Here is a 17879-nt window from a genome sequence, read left to right as displayed (position 1 = left end):
TCAAACGGTAGCCTGAATGCTTGTGATCGCCCGGCCCGCCCATCTTCTGGCGGCGCTGCCCGCCCTCGCGCTCGCGCTGCTGCTCGCCGGCTGCGCGCCGACCGTCTCGCTCTCGCCTGGTGCCGACGCGAACAACCCGCGGTGCGCCGCCGTCACGGTGCGCCTGCCCGATACCGTCGCGAGCCTGAAGAGCCGAGAAACGGATGCGCAGGCTACCGGCGCCTGGGGCGACCCGGCGGCGGTCCTGCTGCGTTGCGGGGTTGCCAGCCCGCCCCCGACGACCGACCGTTGCGTCTCGGCGCTCGGCATCGACTGGATCGTCGACGACGCCAACGATCGCGCCGTGCGCTACACGACCTACGGGCGCACCCCGGCGATCGAGGTGCTGATCGATCACACCAAGGTCTCCGACTCCACCGTGCTGGCCGACCTGAAGCCCGCCGTCACGACCATCCCGCAGACCCGCAAGTGCCTGGGCGCGGCAGATGCACTCGCGGCGCCGACGACGGCCCCAACGCCGTCCGTCTCCCCTACGGCTCCCGCTTCGCCAACGCCAGCTGGATGAGTTCGTCGATGAGCGCCGGGTAGTCCACGCCGCTCGCCTCCCAGCATTTCGGGAACATCGAGATGGGCGTGAAGCCCGGCATGGTGTTGACCTCGTTCACCACGAAGCCGTCGTCGGTGAGGAAGAAGTCGACGCGCGAGAGGCCCTCAGCCCCGATGGCGTCGAAGGCCCGCACCGCCTGCTCGCGCACCTCGGCGAGCTGTGCGGCATCCATCGGCGCGGGGCACACCAGGTCGATGCCGGGGGCGTCGAGGTACTTGGCAGCGAAGTCGTAGAAGCCGCGGCCCGAGACGACGATCTCGCCCGGCAGCGACGCGCGCGCCGGCTCGCCGGGACGGCCACCGAGCACGCCCACCTCGATCTCGCGCCCGGTGAGGGTCGCCTCGATGAGCGCCTTGTCGTCTTCGGCGAACGCCGTCTCGAGCGCGGCATCCAGGGCAGCGTCGTCTGCTGCCGCGCTCACACCGACACTCGAGCCCGCCCGCGCGGGCTTCACGAACACCGGGTAGCCGATCTCGCTCACGGCCGCGCGCACGCTCGCGGGGTCGTCGCGCCACGAACGCTTCGTCACGGTGACCCACGGCGCAACCGCGAGCCCGTGCTGCATGAGCACCGTCTTCGTGTAGTGCTTGTCCATGCCGAGCGCGCTGCCCAGCACGCCGCTTCCCACGTACGGCAGGTCGACGAGCTCGAGCATGCCCTGCACGGTTCCGTCTTCGCCGTAGGGGCCGTGCAGAATGGGGAACACCACGTCGACGTCACCGAGCGAACGGGTCTGGCCCCCGGCATCCGTCACCGTGAGTTCTCTGCTCGTCGCCGATTCCGGCCAGCGCACGCGGCTGCCGTTGTCGGTCACCTCGGGCAGGTGATCGGGGTTCAGCGCGAAAGCGGATGGGTCGTCACGTTCGAGCACGAACGCGCCGTCCCTGGTGATGCCGATCGGAATGACGTCGTAGCGGTCGCGGTCAATCGCGGCCAGGACTCCCGCCGCCGTCGCGCAGCTGATGGAGTGCTCGCTTGAGCGCCCCCCAAACAGAAGCGCCACCACTTCTCGTTGCGTCATCCAGGCTCCTTTCGCCCTGCGGCCGGTCGGAATCGGTCGTCAGATGCGGCGCGATGTCCCTCGGTTTGAGCGTACCGGCCAGCACCTGGCCGACCTGCTTCACGATGGGCATGTCGACGCCGCGGGCCGCCGCGAGCGTGAGCACGGGGCGCACCGAGGCGAGCCCCTCGGCGGTCTGGTTCATCTGCTTGACGACGTCGGCGAAGCTGTAACCCTGCCCGAGCAGCCGGCCGGCGGTGTTGTTGCGGGAGAGCGACGACTCGCAGGTCGCGATCAGGTCGCCGAGACCCGCGAGACCTGACAGCGTCTCGGGCTGCGCACCATACGCCACCGCGAAGTCGGTCATCTCGACGAGGCCGCGCGTGATGATCGACGCCTTGGTGTTCTCGCCGTAGCCCACACCATCCACGATCCCAATGGCGACGGCGATGAGATTCTTCAGCACCCCGCCGAACTCGGTGCCGATCACGTCGGTGTTGACGAAGCACTTGAAGTAGCTGTTGCTCGCGGTGACGGCCACGAGCTGCGCCGTCTCGAGGCTCGACGAGGCGACGACGGCCGCCGTGGGCTGCTCGCGGGCGATCTCGAGCGCCAGGTTGGGGCCGGATGCGACCGCGATGCGCGCAGGGTCGATGGGCAGCTCGCTCGCGATCACCTCGCTCATGCGCTGCCCGCTCGACTTCTCGACGCCCTTCATGAGGCTCACGACGATGCTCGACGAGTTCAGGTGCGGCACCAGCTGGCTGAGGTTCTCGCGCAGCGACTGGCTGGGGATCGACACGTAGACCTGCTCGGCGCCATCGAGCGCCTCGCCGAGGCGGGCGGTGGCACGGATGCCGCGTGGCAGGTTCACGCCCGGAAGGTAATCGCTGTTGCGGCGGGCCTCGGTGATCTCCCTGGCCAGCTCGGGCCGCCTGGCCCACACCGTCACATCGGCGCCGGAGTCGGCGAGCACCTTGGCGAACGTGGTTCCCCAGCTGCCGGCCCCGAGAACGGTGACGCGCCTGGCCGGCGTCGGCTTACGCTTCAAAACGCCCGGTCTCCCTCTGGTCGTGCGCCTGCGGGTCCCAGCGCTCGGCGGGCGCGTTTTCGCCCCGCAGATCTTCGAGGAGGCGCGTGATGGCATCCATGATGACGTTGGTGGCCTCGAGCAGCGTCGCCTGGTCCACGGGGCGGCCCCGGAAGCGGGAGAGATCGACGGGGTCACCGACCTTGACCGTGACCGGACGCGGCGGGAACACGTGGATCTTCTTCGAGTAGCGCGCCATGACCTTCTGCGTGCCCCAATGAGCCACGGGGATGACGGGAATCCCGTGCACCAGCGCCATGCGCGCGGCACCGGTCTTGCCCCGCATCGGCCACATGTCAGGGTCACGCGTGAGCGAGCCCTCAGGGTAGACGATGACCGCCTGCTGGTGCTCCGCCAACTGCTGTGCGGCATCGAGCGGGCTGCCGCCACGCGCCGATCCGGTGCGCTCGACGGGAATCTGCCCGCTCGTGCGCAGGAACCACCCCCCGACCGGCACCCGGAACAGGCTGCCCTTGGCGAGGAATCGCGGCAGCCGACCGAGCTTCCACATGGCGATGCCGACGATGACCGGGTCGATCTCGCTGTAGTGGTTGGGCGCGACGACGCACGCGGCGTGCTTCGGCAGCTTCTCGCCATCGACGACGCGCACCTTCGCCATGAGGCCGACGATGGGCAGGATGATGGCGGCGAGCACCCAGAAGATCGAGGGTCTGGAGCGCTCCGAGCGTGCTCGCTTCGTCGCGGGCTGGGGTGTCGACACTGGCCGGCTACCCTTCGAGAACGAAGTCGGCCCCGAGCTGCTTCAGCTTCGTGATGAAGTTCTCGTAGCCGCGGCTGATGATTCCGACGTTGCTCACGGTCGACGTGCCCTCAGCGCTCAGCGCCGCGATGAGGTGGCTGAAGCCGCCGCGCAGGTCTGGCACCTCGATGTCGGCACCGTGCAGGGTGCTCGGCCCGCTGATGACGGCGGAATGGTTGAAGTTGCGCTGGCCGAATCGGCAGGCGTGCCCGCCGAGGCATTCCTTGTGAATCTGGATCGAGGCACCCATCTCCACGAGTGCGTCGACGAAGCCGAACCGCTGCTCATACACGGTCTCGTGCACGATCGAGACGCCCTGCGCCTTCGTGAGGGCGACCACGAGCGGCTGCTGCCAGTCCGTCATGAATCCCGGGTGCACATCCGTCTCAATGACTACCGGCTTCAGGTCGCCGCCGGGGTGGTAGAACCGGATGCCGTCGTCGTCGATGTCGAACGCGCCGCCGACCTTGCGGAACACGTTGAGGAACGTGAGCATCTCGGCCTGCTGTGCGCCGCCGACGAAGATGTCGCCGCTGGTGGCGAGCGCCGCCGCCGCCCAGCTCGCGGCCTCGTTGCGGTCGAAGAGCGCCGTGTGGGTGTAGCCGGTCAGGCGCTCGACGCCCTCGATATGGATGACCCGGTCGGTGTCGACCGTGATGATCGCACCCATCTTCTGCAGAATGTTGACGAGATCCATGATCTCGGGCTCGATTGCCGCATTCTTCAGCTCGGTGATGCCGCGGGCACGCACGGCCGTCAGCAGCACCTGCTCGGTCGCACCGACACTCGGGTACGGCAGCTCGACCTTCGTGCCCTCAAGGCCATTGGGGGCAGACATGCGGATGCCGCTCGGCAGCTTCTCGACAATGGCACCGAACCGGCGCAGCACCTCGAGGTGGAAGTCGATCGGCCGATCACCGATGCGGCATCCGCCGAGGTCGGGAATGAACGCTTCGCCGAGCCGGTGCAGAAGCGGGCCGCAGAACAGGATCGGGATGCGGCTGGAGCCGGCGTGCGCGTCGATGTCGGCCATGTGGGCGCTCTCGACGTTGGCCGGGTCGAGCACGAACGAGCCGGGCTCGTCGCCGTCGAGCACCTTCGCGCCGTGCACCTCGAGCAGACCGCGCACGACGCGCACATCGCTGATGTCGGGCACGTTGCGCAACAGGCTCGGCGTGTCTCCGAGGAGGGCGGCGACCATGGCCTTGGTGACCAGGTTCTTCGCGCCGCGAACCTCGATGCGGCCCGTGAGAGGACGCCCACCGTTGATGGTGATCCTGTCTCCCGCGAGTCCCACGCTGGCACCTGCTTTCGACGCGTCCGTCACGAGTGTGTTCACGCTTGTTTCACCGGCAATGTCTTGGGCCGCCATGACTCGCGGCGGGATTCGAATTCTGTGATCCGCGCCTCATCACGCAGTGTCAGCCCGATGTCGTCAAGGCCCTCGAGCAGCCGCCACCTAGTGTAATCGTCGATCTCGAACGCAACTGTGAGGTCGCCGATACTCGCTGTTCGCTGAACCAGATCGACGGTGGCCTCGACGCCAGGGTGGGCGTCGATCGCGGCCCAGAGGCGCTCGGTGTCCTCCTCCGTGATCTGCCCGGTGAGCAGGCCCTGCTTGCCGGAGTTGCCGCGGAAAATGTCGCCGAAGCGCGCGCTGAGAACCGCAGCGAACCCGTAGTCACGCAGCGCCCACACCGCGTGCTCACGTGACGACCCGGTGCCGAAATCGGGCCCGGCGATGAGCACGCGACCCTCGCGGAACGGCTCCTGGTTGAGCACGAAGTCAGGATCCTGCCGCCAGGCATGGAAGAGCGCGTCGTCGAAGCCGGTCTTCGTGACCCGCTTAAGGAACACGGCTGGGATGATCTGGTCGGTGTCGACGTTGGACCGCTTGAGCGGAACCGCGACGCCGGTGATGGTCGAGATCTTCTCCATTAGAACTCCCCTCCGTGGGTTGAGGAGGCGCCGGCAGGCGCTCCTTCTACGCGGGTTGAGGAGGCGCCGGCAGGCGCCGTCTCGAAACCCTCTGCGGCCGACAGGTTTCGAGACGCGGCCTGCACGGGCGCGGGTGCCTCATTCGTGAGGTCCCACGGGCTCGAGAGCGTGCCGCGCACGGCGGTCGCCGCGGCGACGAGCGGCGAGACCAGATGCGTGCGGCCACCCTTGCCCTGGCGACCCTCGAAGTTGCGGTTCGAGGTCGAGGCGCACCGCTCCCCCGGAGCCAGCTGATCCGGATTCATGCCGAGGCACATCGAGCAGCCTGCGAAGCGCCATTCGGCACCGAACTCCTCGAACACCTTGTCGAGGCCCTCGGCCTCCGCCTCCAGGCGCACGCGCGCGGAGCCGGGAACCACCATGACGCGAACGCCCTCGGCCTTCGTGTGCCCCTTGATGATGGAGGCGAACGCGCGCAGATCCTCGATGCGGCTGTTCGTGCACGAGCCCATGAACACGGCGTCGACCCTGATGTCCTTCATACGGGTGCCGGCCTCGATGTCCATGTACGTGAGCGCGCGCTGGGCGGCCGCCCGTTCGTTGGGGTCGTCGAACGACTCCGGCGACGGCACCGACTCGCTCAACGAGACGCCCTGACCCGGGTTGGTGCCCCACGTTACAAAGGGCTCGAGCTCGTTGGCGTCGAGGTACACCTCGGCGTCGAACACGGCGTCGTCGTCGGTCTTCAGCGTCTCCCAGTACGCGACGGCCGCATCCCAATCGTCACCGGCGGGCGCGTGCGGGCGGCCCTTCAGGTACGCGTACGTCGTCTCGTCCGGGGCCACCATGCCGGCGCGCGCACCCGCCTCGATCGACATGTTGCAGATCGTCATGCGCCCCTCCATGGAGAGAGCGCGGATGGCGCTGCCCCGGTACTCCAGCACGTAGCCCTGGCCGCCACCGGTTCCGATCTTCGCGATGACCGCGAGGATGATGTCTTTCGCGCTCACGCCCGGCCGCAGCTCACCCTCGACCGTGATGGCCATGGTCTTGAACGGCTTCAGCGGCAGCGTCTGCGTGGCCATGACGTGCTCGACCTCGCTCGTGCCGATGCCGAACGCCATGGCACCGAATGCCCCGTGCGTGGAGGTGTGCGAGTCGCCGCAGACCACCGTGATGCCTGGCATGGTGAGGCCGAGCTGCGGGCCGACAACGTGCACGATGCCCTGCTCGACGTCGCCGAGCGAATGCAGGCGAACGCCGAACTCCTCGCAGTTGCGCCGCAGTGTGTCGATCTGCGTGCGGCTGGTCAGGTCGGCGATGGGCCGGTCGATGTCGATCGTCGGCGTGTTGTGATCCTCGGTGGCGATCGTCAGGTCGGGGCGGCGCAGCGGCCGGCCGGCCATGCGGAGCCCGTCGAAGGCCTGCGGGCTCGTCACCTCGTGAACCAGGTGCAGGTCGATGTATATGAGGTCGGGATTGCCGCCCTCTCCCTTGACGACGAGGTGGTCGCGCCAGATCTTCTCCGCCAGGGTCAGGGGCGTGCGCGCGTCATCTGTCTCAATGCTCATGTGTTCGTTCTCCTCGTGTGCAGTGCGGTCAGCCGACAACAGACTCCGCGACGAGCCGGGCCTGATATCAGCGCTCGTCGCGGCAGCTAAGGAGAAGCAGACCGAACAACATGGGCATCAGAATATCACCTGCACCTCTTCTCACTGCCGGTAGACCCTGATGCGGTAGCGCCCGAGCTCGACCGTGCTGCCTGCCTCGACGCTGTGGCGCACGCCGGGCGTGAGCACGGTCTCGGCGCCCGCAGGGTCGACCACCGCGATGCCATTGGTCGAGTCGAGGTCGGTGATCCAGAACACGCCGTCGCTGCAGTCGAGGCCCGCATGCGTCTTGGAGACGGACTTCTCGGGGTCGTTCACGCGGCCGAGCCCGGCGGACTCCCAGCCGGGAACGCGGGCGGGGTCGCGGCCGAGCAGCAGGGTGCCGGAGACGCGGATGACCGAACCGTCGTGCATGACGAGACTGAACTGCGGGGGCGCGGCGCTGGGTTTCGAGACGCCGCTGCGCGGCTCCTCAACCGGCATGGGGGTCGGTTTCGAGACGCCGCTGCGCGGCTCCTCAACCCGCATGGGGGTCGGTTTCGAGACGCCGCTGCGCGGCTCCTCAACCGGCATGGGAGTGGGTTTCGAGACGCCGCTGCGCGGCTCCTCAACCGGCATGGGGGTCGGTTTCGAGACGCCGCTGCGCGGCTCCTCAACCCGCAGGGGGGCGGGATGGAACTCGGGCAGGGGTGGGCGGCGCTCGGTGAGGCGCACGGTCTCCGAGATCTCTTTTGGCTTCGACGGGATCAGCCCGGGCGGCGGGGTGATGAATCCTGGCTTGTCCACGCGACAACTATAAGCGGCGCCTGCGGTAACGGAACCCGGCGATGCGGCGTCGCAGCCACCCGGCGGAGGCGCTGGAGGCGGCGACGACGGCATCCGTCTCGTGCCACACCGCGTCGACCGCCTGCTCGCTCGGCCCCTCATGCGAGAACACCGCGTCGTCGATGCTGAGCGCGAGCGGTGCGAGCCCCGCCTCGGGCACGGCGAGCGACTGCGCCGTCGCCTGCTCGCCGAGCGCGAGCGCCACCTGCCGCCTGGTCGCCACGCCGGGGATCTCGAGCCCGAGCTCGGCGTATCGGTCGACGAGCTCGTCCCAGGAGCCGGCGGCACGCGCGTGCGGTGGCCCACTCGCGAAGCGGCGTCGACGCCGGCGGCGCTTCAGGGCAGCGACGCCGAGCACGATCAGCACCACAAGAAGAACCGGGATGCCGACGCCCCCCGCGGTCCACCAGACCCACGCGGGCACGTTGAAACCGTGCTGCTTGTCGCGCGGGTTCTTGTCGCTGATCTTCACGGGCGTCAGCAGCTCATCCTGCCGCTGGTTCGTCATGGGCGGCTGGCGCACCTGGGGCTGCGGCTCGATCTTAGGCTTCGTCGTCTGTTCCTGGGGCGCATCCGTCTTCGTCGGCGTCGGGTAGAAGGGCACCCAGCCGACGCCCGCGAACGCGACCTCGTCCCACGCCGTCACGTCCTTGCCCGTCACCGTGACGGTGCTCTGCCCCTGCTTCACCTTGGGCGCGAAGCCCATGACCACGCGCACCGGGTAGCCGAGGTGCCTGGCCATGAGCGCGAACGCCGAGGTGTACTGCTCCTCGTCGCCCACCATGGGCTCGCTGGTGAACAGTTCGGTCATGCGATCGGCGCCGCTGCCCGCGCGCGAGGGCACCGGGTCTGAGGCGAGACCGTGGCTGAGGTAGCCGACGCTCTTCAGCGAGCGCTCGATGTTGCGCAGCTGCTGGATCACGCTCGTGGCGCTGCCCGCGTATTCCTCGGCCTTCGCGGCCACCACGTCGGGAATGGTCGTCACGGGCGGCATCGGCAGGCGCGCCGCCGGCACCGATGCGAGCTTCTTGTCTGAGGGCACCCGCTGCTGCACGACGCCCATCGTGTAGCGCAGCCCGCGGTCGACCCCGCTCGTGACGGCGGTGCTGCCGGAATCGGTGTTGACGCGCACGTTGGCGGCGGCATCCTGCCCCGTGGCACCTGTGAAGTGCAGCGACGAGGGGTAGCCGGCGCCGGGCAGCCACACGTCGTCGTAGGCCTCGATGCTGAACGTGAGTGACGAGGATGCCGCGGGCGTGAACAGCGACGGCGCTGGTATGTGTTCTCCCAGCAGCTCGAACCCGCCCGTGCCTTCGGTCTCGGTCGAGGGGCCCGCGACGCTCCACACCTGGCCGTTGTAGCTGTCGAGGGCGGCCATGCGGATCTTCTGACCCTCGGCGAGCCCACTCACGGTGAACAGGCGCGTCTTGGCCTCGGCCTTGGTGAAGTGGCGGAAGCCGGCGAGCGGACTCGGGTACTGCTGCGCGTCGAACGGCGGGGTGATCTGGTCGCGAAGCACGAAGCGCGAGGAGGATACCGGGGCGAGAAGCGCTCCCGCGGCGCCGCCGAGCACGACCGCGGCGGCGACGAGCACGGCGACTCCCCTGATGGTGCGACGGCGCACGGCCGGGTCGACCGTGATGGCGATGGCCGCGGCGCCCCGGCGACGCCAGCCGAGCCACACGAGAGCGATGGCGGCGAAGGCGACGCCGCGCACACCCGCGTAATACGGCTGGGAAGTGCCGATGAGCACGCCGGTCAGGTAGATCGCGGTCGGGCCGATGAGCAGAACACTGGCGCGCAAAACGGTGCGCGGCCGGCCGGGCAGCCAGCGGCAGGCGAGGCTGACGCACACGAAGGAGACGAGCCAGGCCGCCACGTATGGCACGACGGCGATATACGGCGGCGCCTCGACGGGCGCGCGCAGGGTGACGATGTCGGGGAAGCCGAAGACCGGGCCGAGCACCAGGCCCGCGAGCGTGGTCGGCGTTGGCAGCACGCCGGCGAGCGCCTGGCCGGGCATCGCCACCGCCGAGCCGACGACCAGGTAGGCGGCGACCGCGATGAGGATGCTGCCGAGAACCCTGAGTCGGTAGACGAAGCAGACGATCGCCACGCCGGTGCCGACGGCGAGGCCGCCGAGGGCCGCGAGCAGGTAGTTGTACGGGCCGAAGGCGGGCTCGAAGCCGGCGATCGCGATGAGGCTGAGCGCCGTGAGCACGCTGACGTCGGCCCAAACGGCTGTCGTGACGGATGCCGGGCGCGAGCGGGTCGCAGCGCGACGACGCGGCCGGTGGCCCGCCGCGGTCCCGGCTGTCCCCGCGGTCCCGGCTGCCCCCGCGGCGCTCACCGGCCCGTCCTCTCGAGGAGCGCGGGCAGGTCGGGCAGGGAACCGACGGTCGCAAGCGTGAGCGAGCCCACCTTCGCGAGCGACGGCGCCGCGCCCAGGTCGACGCGCACGGCGACGAGCACCGTCTCGGATCCATAGAGGGTGGTAGCGGCGCGGATCTCGGCGGGTGTGACGGCCGAGCCGACGACGAGGATGACCAGGGAGGGCACCGGCAGCATGCGCGTCGCAGTGCGCAGGAACTCGCGCAGGCTGGGATTGGCGTCATCGACCTGCTGGATTCGGCAGGAATCATCGAGCAGCGCCGTCACGCTGCGATCACGCAGTCGTGCCCCCTCAGAGACCACGCTGAGGTTGGTCTTCTCGCGGATCACCTGGCAGCCGATCGACGCCATGACCGAGATGCCGAGCTCGAACTCGTCATCCGAGGCGTAGTGGCGCGCCTCGGCGCTCTGCGCCAGCAGCAGCTGCGAGCGCCGGGTCTCGGTGTACTGGCGCACCATGAGCTGCCCGGTCCTGGCCGAGGTGCGCCAGTGCACATTGCGGATGTCGTCGCCCGCCTCGTACTGCCGCAGCGCGTGGAAGGCGAGGTCACTGTCGGTGATCACCTGACTCGTCTGGCCCTCGAGATCGCGCACCAGGCCACGGGCCGTTGCGCGCAGCCGCGTGGTTCGCGGATGCACGAAGAGCTCGATCTCGTCGGTCCACTTCACCGTGCGCCGGATCAGCCCCAGCTGGTCGCCGCGCACCGAGATCGCGGGGCCGGCGAGGATGAGCGCACGCCGATGCGTCGGCATGGCGAAGAGCTCCTCGCTCTGCACCCCTGGCGCGAGGCGCGGGATCATGAAGTCGGCCACGCCCGTGCCGACCGGCAGCTCCATGCGGGTCGGCAGCACCGCCCGCGTGCCCGAGTTCTCGACGAGCATGCGGCCGAGCGCCCGCTCCCCCGCCACGACCCGCCGGGGATTCAGCTCGACGCTCACGCGGTAGGTGGCGCGACCGAACGCGAAGCAGAGCGCCACGAGAAAGCCCGCGGCAAGCGTGGTGCCGAGAAAGGTGAACTCCGCCCAGCCGAGGACGCCCGCGATGAGGAACGAGGCGAGCGTGGCGGCCAGAACGAGCCAGCCGATCGGGCTGACCGCCGCGAGCAGGGGCCCGAGAAAGACGCGCGTGCGCTGCCAGGCCGGCTGCAGCATCCGCCCAACCCCGCCGAGTGCAGACACGGCTGAGCGCCCGAGCTGGCCGAATGCCAGTCGGGTCTGCGAACGCCGCGTGCCTGCTGCTTGCGTCATGCTCTCAGTCTGTGTGTCAGGCGGCCCGATACGCCGGTGGCTCGATGGTGGCGATGGCCCGGGCCACGATGTCGGCGCCGCGCACCCCTGCGAACTCGGCCTCGGGCTCCACGATGATGCGGTGCGCGAGCACGGGCTCGGCGAGGTCACGCACATCCTCCGGCGTCACGAACGTGCGGCCGGCGGCGATCGCCCAGGTCTTCACGGCGCGGGCGAGCGCGAGGCCGCCACGGATGCTGACGCCGAGCGCGGCATCCTTGTCGCTTCGCGTGGCCGAGAGAATCTCGCTCACGTAGCCCATGACCGAACCGTCGACGTGCACCTCGCTCGCGAGGCGGGCCATGGTGACGATCGAGTCCGACGCGATGATGGGCTGGATGGCGCTGGCCCGCGCGCGGTTCGACGAGTCGAGCAGCAGGCTGATGGTCGTGGCGTGGTCGGGGTAGCCGAGCGACGTCTTGATGAGGAACCGGTCGAGCTGCGCCTCGGGCAGCGAGTACGTGCCGGCCTGCTCAACCGGGTTCTGCGTGGCGATCACCAGGAACGGCGCGCCGACCGGGTGGCCGACGCCGTCGACGGTGACGACGCCCTCCTCCATGACCTCGAGCAGCGCCGACTGCGTCTTGGGGCTCGCCCGGTTGATCTCATCGGCCAGCACGACCGAGGCGAAGATGGGCCCGGGGTGGAACTCGAAGCGGCCGCTCGACTGGTCGTAGATGGTGACACCCGTCACGTCGGAGGGCAGCAGGTCAGGCGTGAATTGGATGCGCGAGTGCGTGCCGTCGACCGTGTTCGCCAGTGCCTTGGCCAGAACCGTCTTGCCGGTGCCCGGCACGTCTTCGAGCAGCACGTGCCCGTCAGAGAGCAGCGCCGTGAGCACGAGCCTGATGGGCCCGTGCTTGCCGAGGATGGCCTTGTCGATATTGCCAACGAGCTGCGTGAACGCGCCCTGGAACCACTGCGCCTGCTCCGGTGTTACCGCCATCGGGATCCTCTCGTCGTGTCCGTCGGACACACTTCTGCTGCCGTCATCTGTTGCCCGGTCATGGATGGAAACTCGTCACGTTGCTCTTCACGCCGTCGACCGTCACGTAGGCGCCGTCGTAGCCGCAGTAGCCGTGCCACGAGCCGCCGCTCTGGGTGTCGAGAACACCGTGCCCGCTGCCATCAGCCGTGATCGTGTCATGGGCGTCGAGGGAGCGGCAGTAGAACTGCACCGTGTGGCCGCCCGGGGAGAAGTGATCGATGACGACGTGGTAGTAGAAGCAGCCGAAGCTGCAGCCGTCCTGCGTGTACGGGCCGGCGCCCTTGCTCAGCGTGACACTCGGCTGAGGCGGGTCCGGCTTCTTCGTCACCGAGACGCTGCCAGAGGAGTCGGCCGGCCCCGTGTTCCCGCTGCCCGTGTTCGTCGCGCGCACGTCGAAGCTGTAGCTGCCGACGCCCTTGTTGTTCGCCTTCACCGACGTCTTGCTGCCCGCCGAGGTCCACCCGCCGTTGTTCAGCCGGTACTCGTACGTGACGGCGCCGCCGCCGGTGTCGCTCGGTGCGCTCCAGCTGAGCGTCAGGTCGCTCGGCGAGTACGGCGAACTGGCCGTAATCTTGGCGCTGCGCGGGGCACTTGGTGTGCCGTACGGCGTGACGGTGGCGCTCTTCGCAGACGAGGCGCTGTTGCCGTCGGCATTGGTCGCGACGACCGCGAACGAGTACGCGGTGCCGTTCGTCAGGCCCGTCACGGTGTATGTGCCGGGGGCGGCGACCCTCTTCGTTCCCCCGTTCCACGAGAGGGTGTACGAGCTGATCGTCTTGCCGTTGTCACTCTTCGGCGCCACGATCGTCATCGTGGCCTTGCGGTCGGTGGCGGTGACCTTCGACGGGGCGGGTGGAGCATCCGGCACATCATGGATGCTCACAGTCAGCTGGCCGATCTGCACGCGCTGCGGATCTTTCGTGGCGTCCTGAACCCGGTACGTGACGTTCACGCGGCCGGATGCGGCGGCCGTTCCCGCGACCACCGTGATCGACGAGTCGGTGTGGGCGACCGTGACGCCGGCGGGGGCGCTGACGGAGGCGGCATCCGTGATCGTCAACGGCTTGTCGGGGAACGGGTTGATCCAGTAGTCGCTCGACACCGCGTTCTTCAGGGTGATGCCGCCGGCCGTGCCCCGGCGCAACTCGAGCTGCTGCGGAGGGTTCTTCTGCGTGGCGACGGGCCTGGTCGACGAGACGACGCGCACGTTCACGGAACCGGGAATCGCGAAGTCCTTGTACGCGACGGTGAAGGTGAGGGTCGCGGTCGTGCCCGGCTGCACCCCGAACGGCGCGGAGACGGTGAGCTTCGAGCCCGCGAGGCTCGCCTGAATGTCCTTGGAGGGGTCGGCGAAACCGCGATACTGGAGCGCCTGCAGCACCTCGGGGTTGGGGTGGAAGCTCGAGTCGCGCAGGTCGATTGTCTGCGCGGCCTCGCCCGCCTCGATCGTGAGGTTCGGCGGCGTGAACGTGGGCGGAACATCCGTCTGGTCTGGCTTGCCCACTGTGATCGGCAGGGTGAGCATGGTGATGCGATCGGATGCCGTTCCCGGCTCACGCCCGTCGTTCACCCGGAACGTGATCGCGGCCGGCCCCCGGTAGTCCTTCTTGGGTGTGAAGGTGAGCGCGTGCGCGTCGACGTACGGCGAGTGGCCGTTGCTGTTGCTGGCCGTCGTGCCGCTCGCCCCGGTGATCGTGGCCGGCCGACCGCTCGGCAAGTCGATGATCTCAGAGAGCTTCCATGAAATGGTGCCGTTCATGGGCACGACCTGCTGCGCGAGCGACGGTTTGATGCGCGGCTTCGCGGTCGACGCGTCGGGCGAGCCGGGCTTGGGCGGCACGATGATGAACGCCTTGCCTGCCAGCCCGGTCGTCGTGTCGGTCAGCGCGTACGTGATGGCCATGCGGTGCTGGCCGGGCGTGACCGTGACCCTGCCGTCGTCACCGATGCGCGCCGCGTCGGCGTTCGGGCCGTCCGTCGCCACCGTGAGATCGTCGACGAGACCGGAGGGGTTCCGCGCCCCGTCGAGCACGTCGACGGTGATGCTCGACTTGCCGGTCAGCTGGTCGAGTTCGATCACGTGGTCGACGGCCGTCGGGTAGACGGGCGTCGCATCCTTCGTCACGACCACCTGGATGAACGCGGTCGCCGAGCCGCCCTGCCCGTTGGTGATCTGGTAGCGGATGACCCACGCACCCTCGTTCACCGGCGCCGTCACGAGCACGTTGCCGCCCACCACCCGAGCCTTCAGCGGCTGCTGCACCTCGGGCAGCTTCTTCTCGAGGCTGATCACATAGCCGTTGGGGTCTGAATCGTTCAGCAGCACCGGCACCGAGGCTGTCTTGCCCGGTTTGACCTCGACGTGATCGTCGACGGCCGTCGGCGGCTTCACGGTGGACGGCCGCGGGATGATGCCGATGTTCACGGTGCCCGTCGCCGACTTTCCGTAGGTGTCCTCGACGGTGTACGTGAAGGTGTCTGTGCCCACGGATGCGGCGTACGCCTGGTAGGTGAACGACGAGCCGGTGGTCTTCGTGATGCGGCCGAGGGCGGGCGCCGTGGCGATGCCGCGCAATGAGACGGAGTCGCCCTCGGGATCGATGCCGTCGAGCGGCACGACGATGTCGACGGCGGCCCCGGCGAAGGCGCGACCGGTCAGTTCGCGCGGCTTCGGCGCCGTGTCGGCCTCGCGGTCGGGCGCCGTGACCGTGAACGTGAGCGACGCCGTGGCCTTCTGGTCGAACTTGTCGGTGATGCCGTACGTGACGCTGTAGGTGCCCGGCTTCGAAGGCGCCTGGTACCGCACGAGCGAGCCCGAGACGAACGCGTCGGCCCCGTCGCCCGCTCCCGAGGCGTCGACGAGCGTCTCGTCGAGAGTGAACGGTTCGTTGTCCGGCGACAGGTCGTTGTCGAGCACGGGCACGCTGGCGATGTCGCCTGCGCGCACGGTCGCCGCGTCGTCTTCGGCGATGGGCGGCTGGTGGTCGACGAGCGGCGGGATCGGCACGATCGTGATGCCCGCGCTCGCGGTGCCGTAGCCGTCGGAGATCGTGTAGGTCAGCTGCACCTGCCCCGCAAGCACGGTGGGCGAGGTGATGCGCACGACCGAGTCGGCGAGCACTTCCACGTTGAGCGCGGCGGCATCCGCCCCCTTCGCCACCGACTGCAGCACGAGAACGCGACCCGACGGCGAGACGTCGTTGTCGAGCACGTTCACGGTGGTCGGCTCCCCCGGCCTCACATACGCGATGTCCTTGACGGCGATCGGCGGCAGCTGCTTCGCCGGCGGGTTCGTGATCGTGAGCAGCACGATGCCCTTGGTCGAATGCGAGCCGGCGGCGAGCGAGTACGAGAGGTAGTAGGAGCCGGCGGCGTTCGTGCGGAACGAGATGGTGCCGTCGTCGCGGTTCACCGACACGGTGCCGGCACCGCCCGAGTCGAGCGCGGCATCGAGAAGTGTGAGGGAGGCCCCCGAGGGCGACAGGTCGTTGTCGAGCGGATGAACGACCGCCTCGCTCGCAACGAACGCCGTCGCGTAATCCGGAACCGCCACGGGGTCGAGCGAGTCTGCCGCGGCCACGTCGATCATGAGCGAGCCGGTGGCCGTGGTGCGGCCGTCGGACACCGTGAAGGTGACCTGCTTCGAGCCCGTCTGGCCGGTCTTCGACGTGAACGTCACGTCACCCGCCGCCGTGTACGTCACGGAATCCGCCGTGGTCGCCTCGGCGCCCACGAGGTAGATGTCGTCGCCGTCGGGATCGATCCAGTCGGTGAGCACGTTGTGGCTGATCGACTGCCCCACCTCAACCGACGCCGCACTCGAGCGAACCGCGACGGGCGCGCTGTTCTCTGCAGCCGGCACGACCGACACGTTGACCTGGGCCGATGCGACGCCGCCGCGCCCGTCGGCGATGGTGTAGCGGAACGACACGGATGACGCGGCACTCGACGCCGGCGTGAACTGCAGCGCGCGGCCGCCCTCGATCACCTCCAGCCGCCCCTGCTCCTCCGGCACCGGCGTGACACTCGTGATCGTGAGCACGTCGCCGTCGGGATCGGTATCGTTCGTGAGCACCGGCAGCACGGTGGTGCGCTGGGGGCGGGCCCCGAACGTGTCGTCCGTGGCGGTGGGTGAGCGGTTGACGGTGGTGCGGTGCGCCACCGCATCCTCGAACGACTGCTTGACCGGTCGCTCTTTGCCCGTCTGGCCGTCCTTCGAGATGCGGTCGGGGTTCACCTGCGCCCAGTTGTTCACGAGCCGCATGTTCGACGAGACGATCCACGCGTTGCCGTTGCCGAGGTCGTTGAGCGCGATCACGCCGTGGTTCACCCGGAACTCGAGCTGACTGGCGGTGACCGGCTGCCCAATGCTCTGCGAGGTGGGCTTCGCGCCGTCGCAGGCGTAGAGGTAGCGCTGGGCGCCGGCCCAGGCCCCGTACGCGCAACCAGCCAGGTAGACGGGGGCGGATGCGGCATCCGCGTCTGTCACCGCTCCTTTGATGCCGGCCGGAACCTCGATGGTGTCACCGCCGCCGAGCGGCACCCTGAGCAGGCCCGTGCCCGTGGCGACGAGCGCCACGTCGTTGTCGGGGCCCGGCTGCTGCAGCTTCAGCCCGCGGGTGCCGAGCCGGGTGTCGGTTCCGTCGGCGGTGAGCAGCCGCTGCGCGTCTGTATCGAGCACCACCGCAGTGTCGCCGACCGCGGAGAGCTGGTAGTGCTTCACTACCGGGAAGTCGGCCGTCGTCGCCTTCTGCCCCGGCCTCTCGACGCGGTACAGGCGCTTCTGCGAGGGCGAGAGGGCGAACGTGACGCCGCTCTTGGTGACGACGACCTGCGCGTCGGGCCCGAGCTTCGCGGCCGGCTTGGTCGCCGTGGCATCGAACGTGAGGTGCTCGGATGCGTCGAGCACCCACAGCGAGCCGGAGCGGCTGAGAACCGCGAGCGTGTCTTTGCCATACGAGAGATGCGCGCCGACGGGGATCGAGATCTTCTCGGTCAGCGACACGTACGCGGGGTCGATGACCTGCACCGTGCCCTGCGCGGTGTCGGTCAGCAGGGTTGCGCCGCCGTCCTGCAGCACGTCGAGATGGCTCGAGGCTCCGTTCACTTTGGCGTCGAGCTCGCCGATCTGGTGGTTGAGCCGCCCGCCGAGCAGCTCGGTGCCATTGGTGACCCAGACGTCACGCGCGTTCAGCTGCGGGTCGGTGCGCGGAAAGCCCTGGTGCAGCAGCGCGAACGTGACGGGCACGCCGACGATGGCGACGATGGCGACGGCCGTGGTCAGCCTGCGCCTGCGCGACACCCATGACGTGAACGCCCCCACGCACACTCCTCGAACACACGATCAGTACTACCCCCGTAGTGGTGGGGGGAAAGCCTCGAC

At 69.0% G+C, this 17879-nt stretch carries 12 protein-coding genes; 1 reads left to right on the top strand and 11 read right to left on the bottom strand.

Going from position 1 to position 17879, the window contains the following annotated elements; genetic code table 11:
* Positions 1–16: 16 nt before the first annotated feature.
* Positions 17–565, top strand: coding sequence for a DUF3515 family protein (locus tag OSC27_RS07350; protein WP_267180792.1), 549 nt, complete (start codon positions 17–19; stop codon positions 563–565).
* Here the strand turns inward: OSC27_RS07350 and OSC27_RS07345 are convergent.
* From OSC27_RS07345 to OSC27_RS07295, 11 genes are all read right to left on the bottom strand, one after another.
* Positions 531–1628 carry a D-alanine--D-alanine ligase family protein gene (locus OSC27_RS07345; RefSeq protein ID WP_267180791.1) on the bottom strand — a complete coding sequence of 366 codons (1098 nt, stop codon included), beginning with the start codon at positions 1626–1628 and terminating at the stop codon, positions 531–533. The two genes, OSC27_RS07350 and OSC27_RS07345, sit on opposite strands and share 35 nt — an antisense overlap.
* Positions 1531–2658, bottom strand: coding sequence for an NAD(P)H-dependent glycerol-3-phosphate dehydrogenase (locus OSC27_RS07340; protein WP_267180790.1), 1128 nt, complete (start codon positions 2656–2658; stop codon positions 1531–1533). Before OSC27_RS07340 ends, OSC27_RS07345 begins: the two co-directional genes overlap by 98 nt.
* Complete coding sequence (locus tag OSC27_RS07335; protein ID WP_267180789.1) at positions 2648–3418, bottom strand: lysophospholipid acyltransferase family protein; 771 nt, start codon at positions 3416–3418, stop codon at positions 2648–2650. The genes OSC27_RS07340 and OSC27_RS07335 overlap by 11 nt, the downstream gene beginning before the upstream one ends.
* 7 nt (positions 3419–3425) lie before the next feature.
* Entirely contained in the window at positions 3426–4796 is a 1371-nt protein-coding gene (gene murA, locus OSC27_RS07330; protein WP_267180788.1) for a UDP-N-acetylglucosamine 1-carboxyvinyltransferase, read from the bottom strand.
* Complete coding sequence (gene leuD / locus OSC27_RS07325; protein WP_267180787.1) at positions 4793–5395, bottom strand: 3-isopropylmalate dehydratase small subunit; 603 nt, start codon at positions 5393–5395, stop codon at positions 4793–4795. The genes murA and leuD overlap by 4 nt, the downstream gene beginning before the upstream one ends.
* Positions 5395–6966 carry a 3-isopropylmalate dehydratase large subunit gene (gene leuC / locus OSC27_RS07320; protein WP_267180786.1) on the bottom strand — a complete coding sequence of 524 codons (1572 nt, stop codon included), beginning with the start codon at positions 6964–6966 and terminating at the stop codon, positions 5395–5397. The genes leuD and leuC overlap by 1 nt, the downstream gene beginning before the upstream one ends.
* 141 nt (positions 6967–7107) lie before the next feature.
* Positions 7108–7791 (bottom strand): FHA domain-containing protein, encoded by a 684-nt coding sequence (locus OSC27_RS07315; protein ID WP_267180785.1) that lies wholly within the window; start codon positions 7789–7791, stop codon positions 7108–7110.
* A gap of 7 nt (positions 7792–7798) precedes the next feature.
* Entirely contained in the window at positions 7799–10180 is a 2382-nt protein-coding gene (locus tag OSC27_RS07310; RefSeq protein ID WP_267180784.1) for a transglutaminase-like domain-containing protein, read from the bottom strand.
* Positions 10177–11469, bottom strand: a complete 1293-nt coding sequence (locus tag OSC27_RS07305; protein ID WP_267180783.1) for a DUF58 domain-containing protein — start codon at positions 11467–11469, stop codon at positions 10177–10179. Before OSC27_RS07305 ends, OSC27_RS07310 begins: the two co-directional genes overlap by 4 nt.
* 16 nt (positions 11470–11485) lie before the next feature.
* Positions 11486–12454, bottom strand: coding sequence for an AAA family ATPase (locus tag OSC27_RS07300; RefSeq protein ID WP_267180782.1), 969 nt, complete (start codon positions 12452–12454; stop codon positions 11486–11488).
* 58 nt (positions 12455–12512) lie between these two features.
* Positions 12513–17819, bottom strand: a complete 5307-nt coding sequence (locus OSC27_RS07295; RefSeq protein WP_267180781.1) for an Ig-like domain-containing protein — start codon at positions 17817–17819, stop codon at positions 12513–12515.
* Positions 17820–17879: the final 60 nt, after the last annotated feature.

It is taken from the genome of Microbacterium sp. STN6 (genome assembly GCF_026410545.1).
Lineage (GTDB): Bacteria > Actinomycetota > Actinomycetes > Actinomycetales > Microbacteriaceae > Root112D2.
The sequence above is the reverse complement of the archived record's forward strand: the minus strand, read 5'-3'. Positions and strand labels throughout refer to the sequence as shown.

Bases quoted from the DNA above. Each gene is read 5' to 3' on its own strand.
- OSC27_RS07345 (WP_267180791.1), bottom strand. From the start codon at position 1,628: ATGACGCAACGAGAAGTGGTGGCGCTTCTGTTTGGGGGGCGCTCAAGC.
- OSC27_RS07300 (WP_267180782.1), bottom strand. From the start codon at position 12,454: ATGGCGGTAACACCGGAGCAGGCGCAGTGGTTCCAGGGCGCGTTCACG.
- leuC (WP_267180786.1), bottom strand. From the start codon at position 6,966: ATGAGCATTGAGACAGATGACGCGCGCACGCCCCTGACCCTGGCGGAG.
- OSC27_RS07305 (WP_267180783.1), bottom strand. From the start codon at position 11,469: ATGACGCAAGCAGCAGGCACGCGGCGTTCGCAGACCCGACTGGCATTC.
- leuD (WP_267180787.1), bottom strand. From the start codon at position 5,395: ATGGAGAAGATCTCGACCATCACCGGCGTCGCGGTTCCGCTCAAGCGG.
- OSC27_RS07350 (WP_267180792.1), top strand. From the start codon at position 17: ATGCTTGTGATCGCCCGGCCCGCCCATCTTCTGGCGGCGCTGCCCGCC.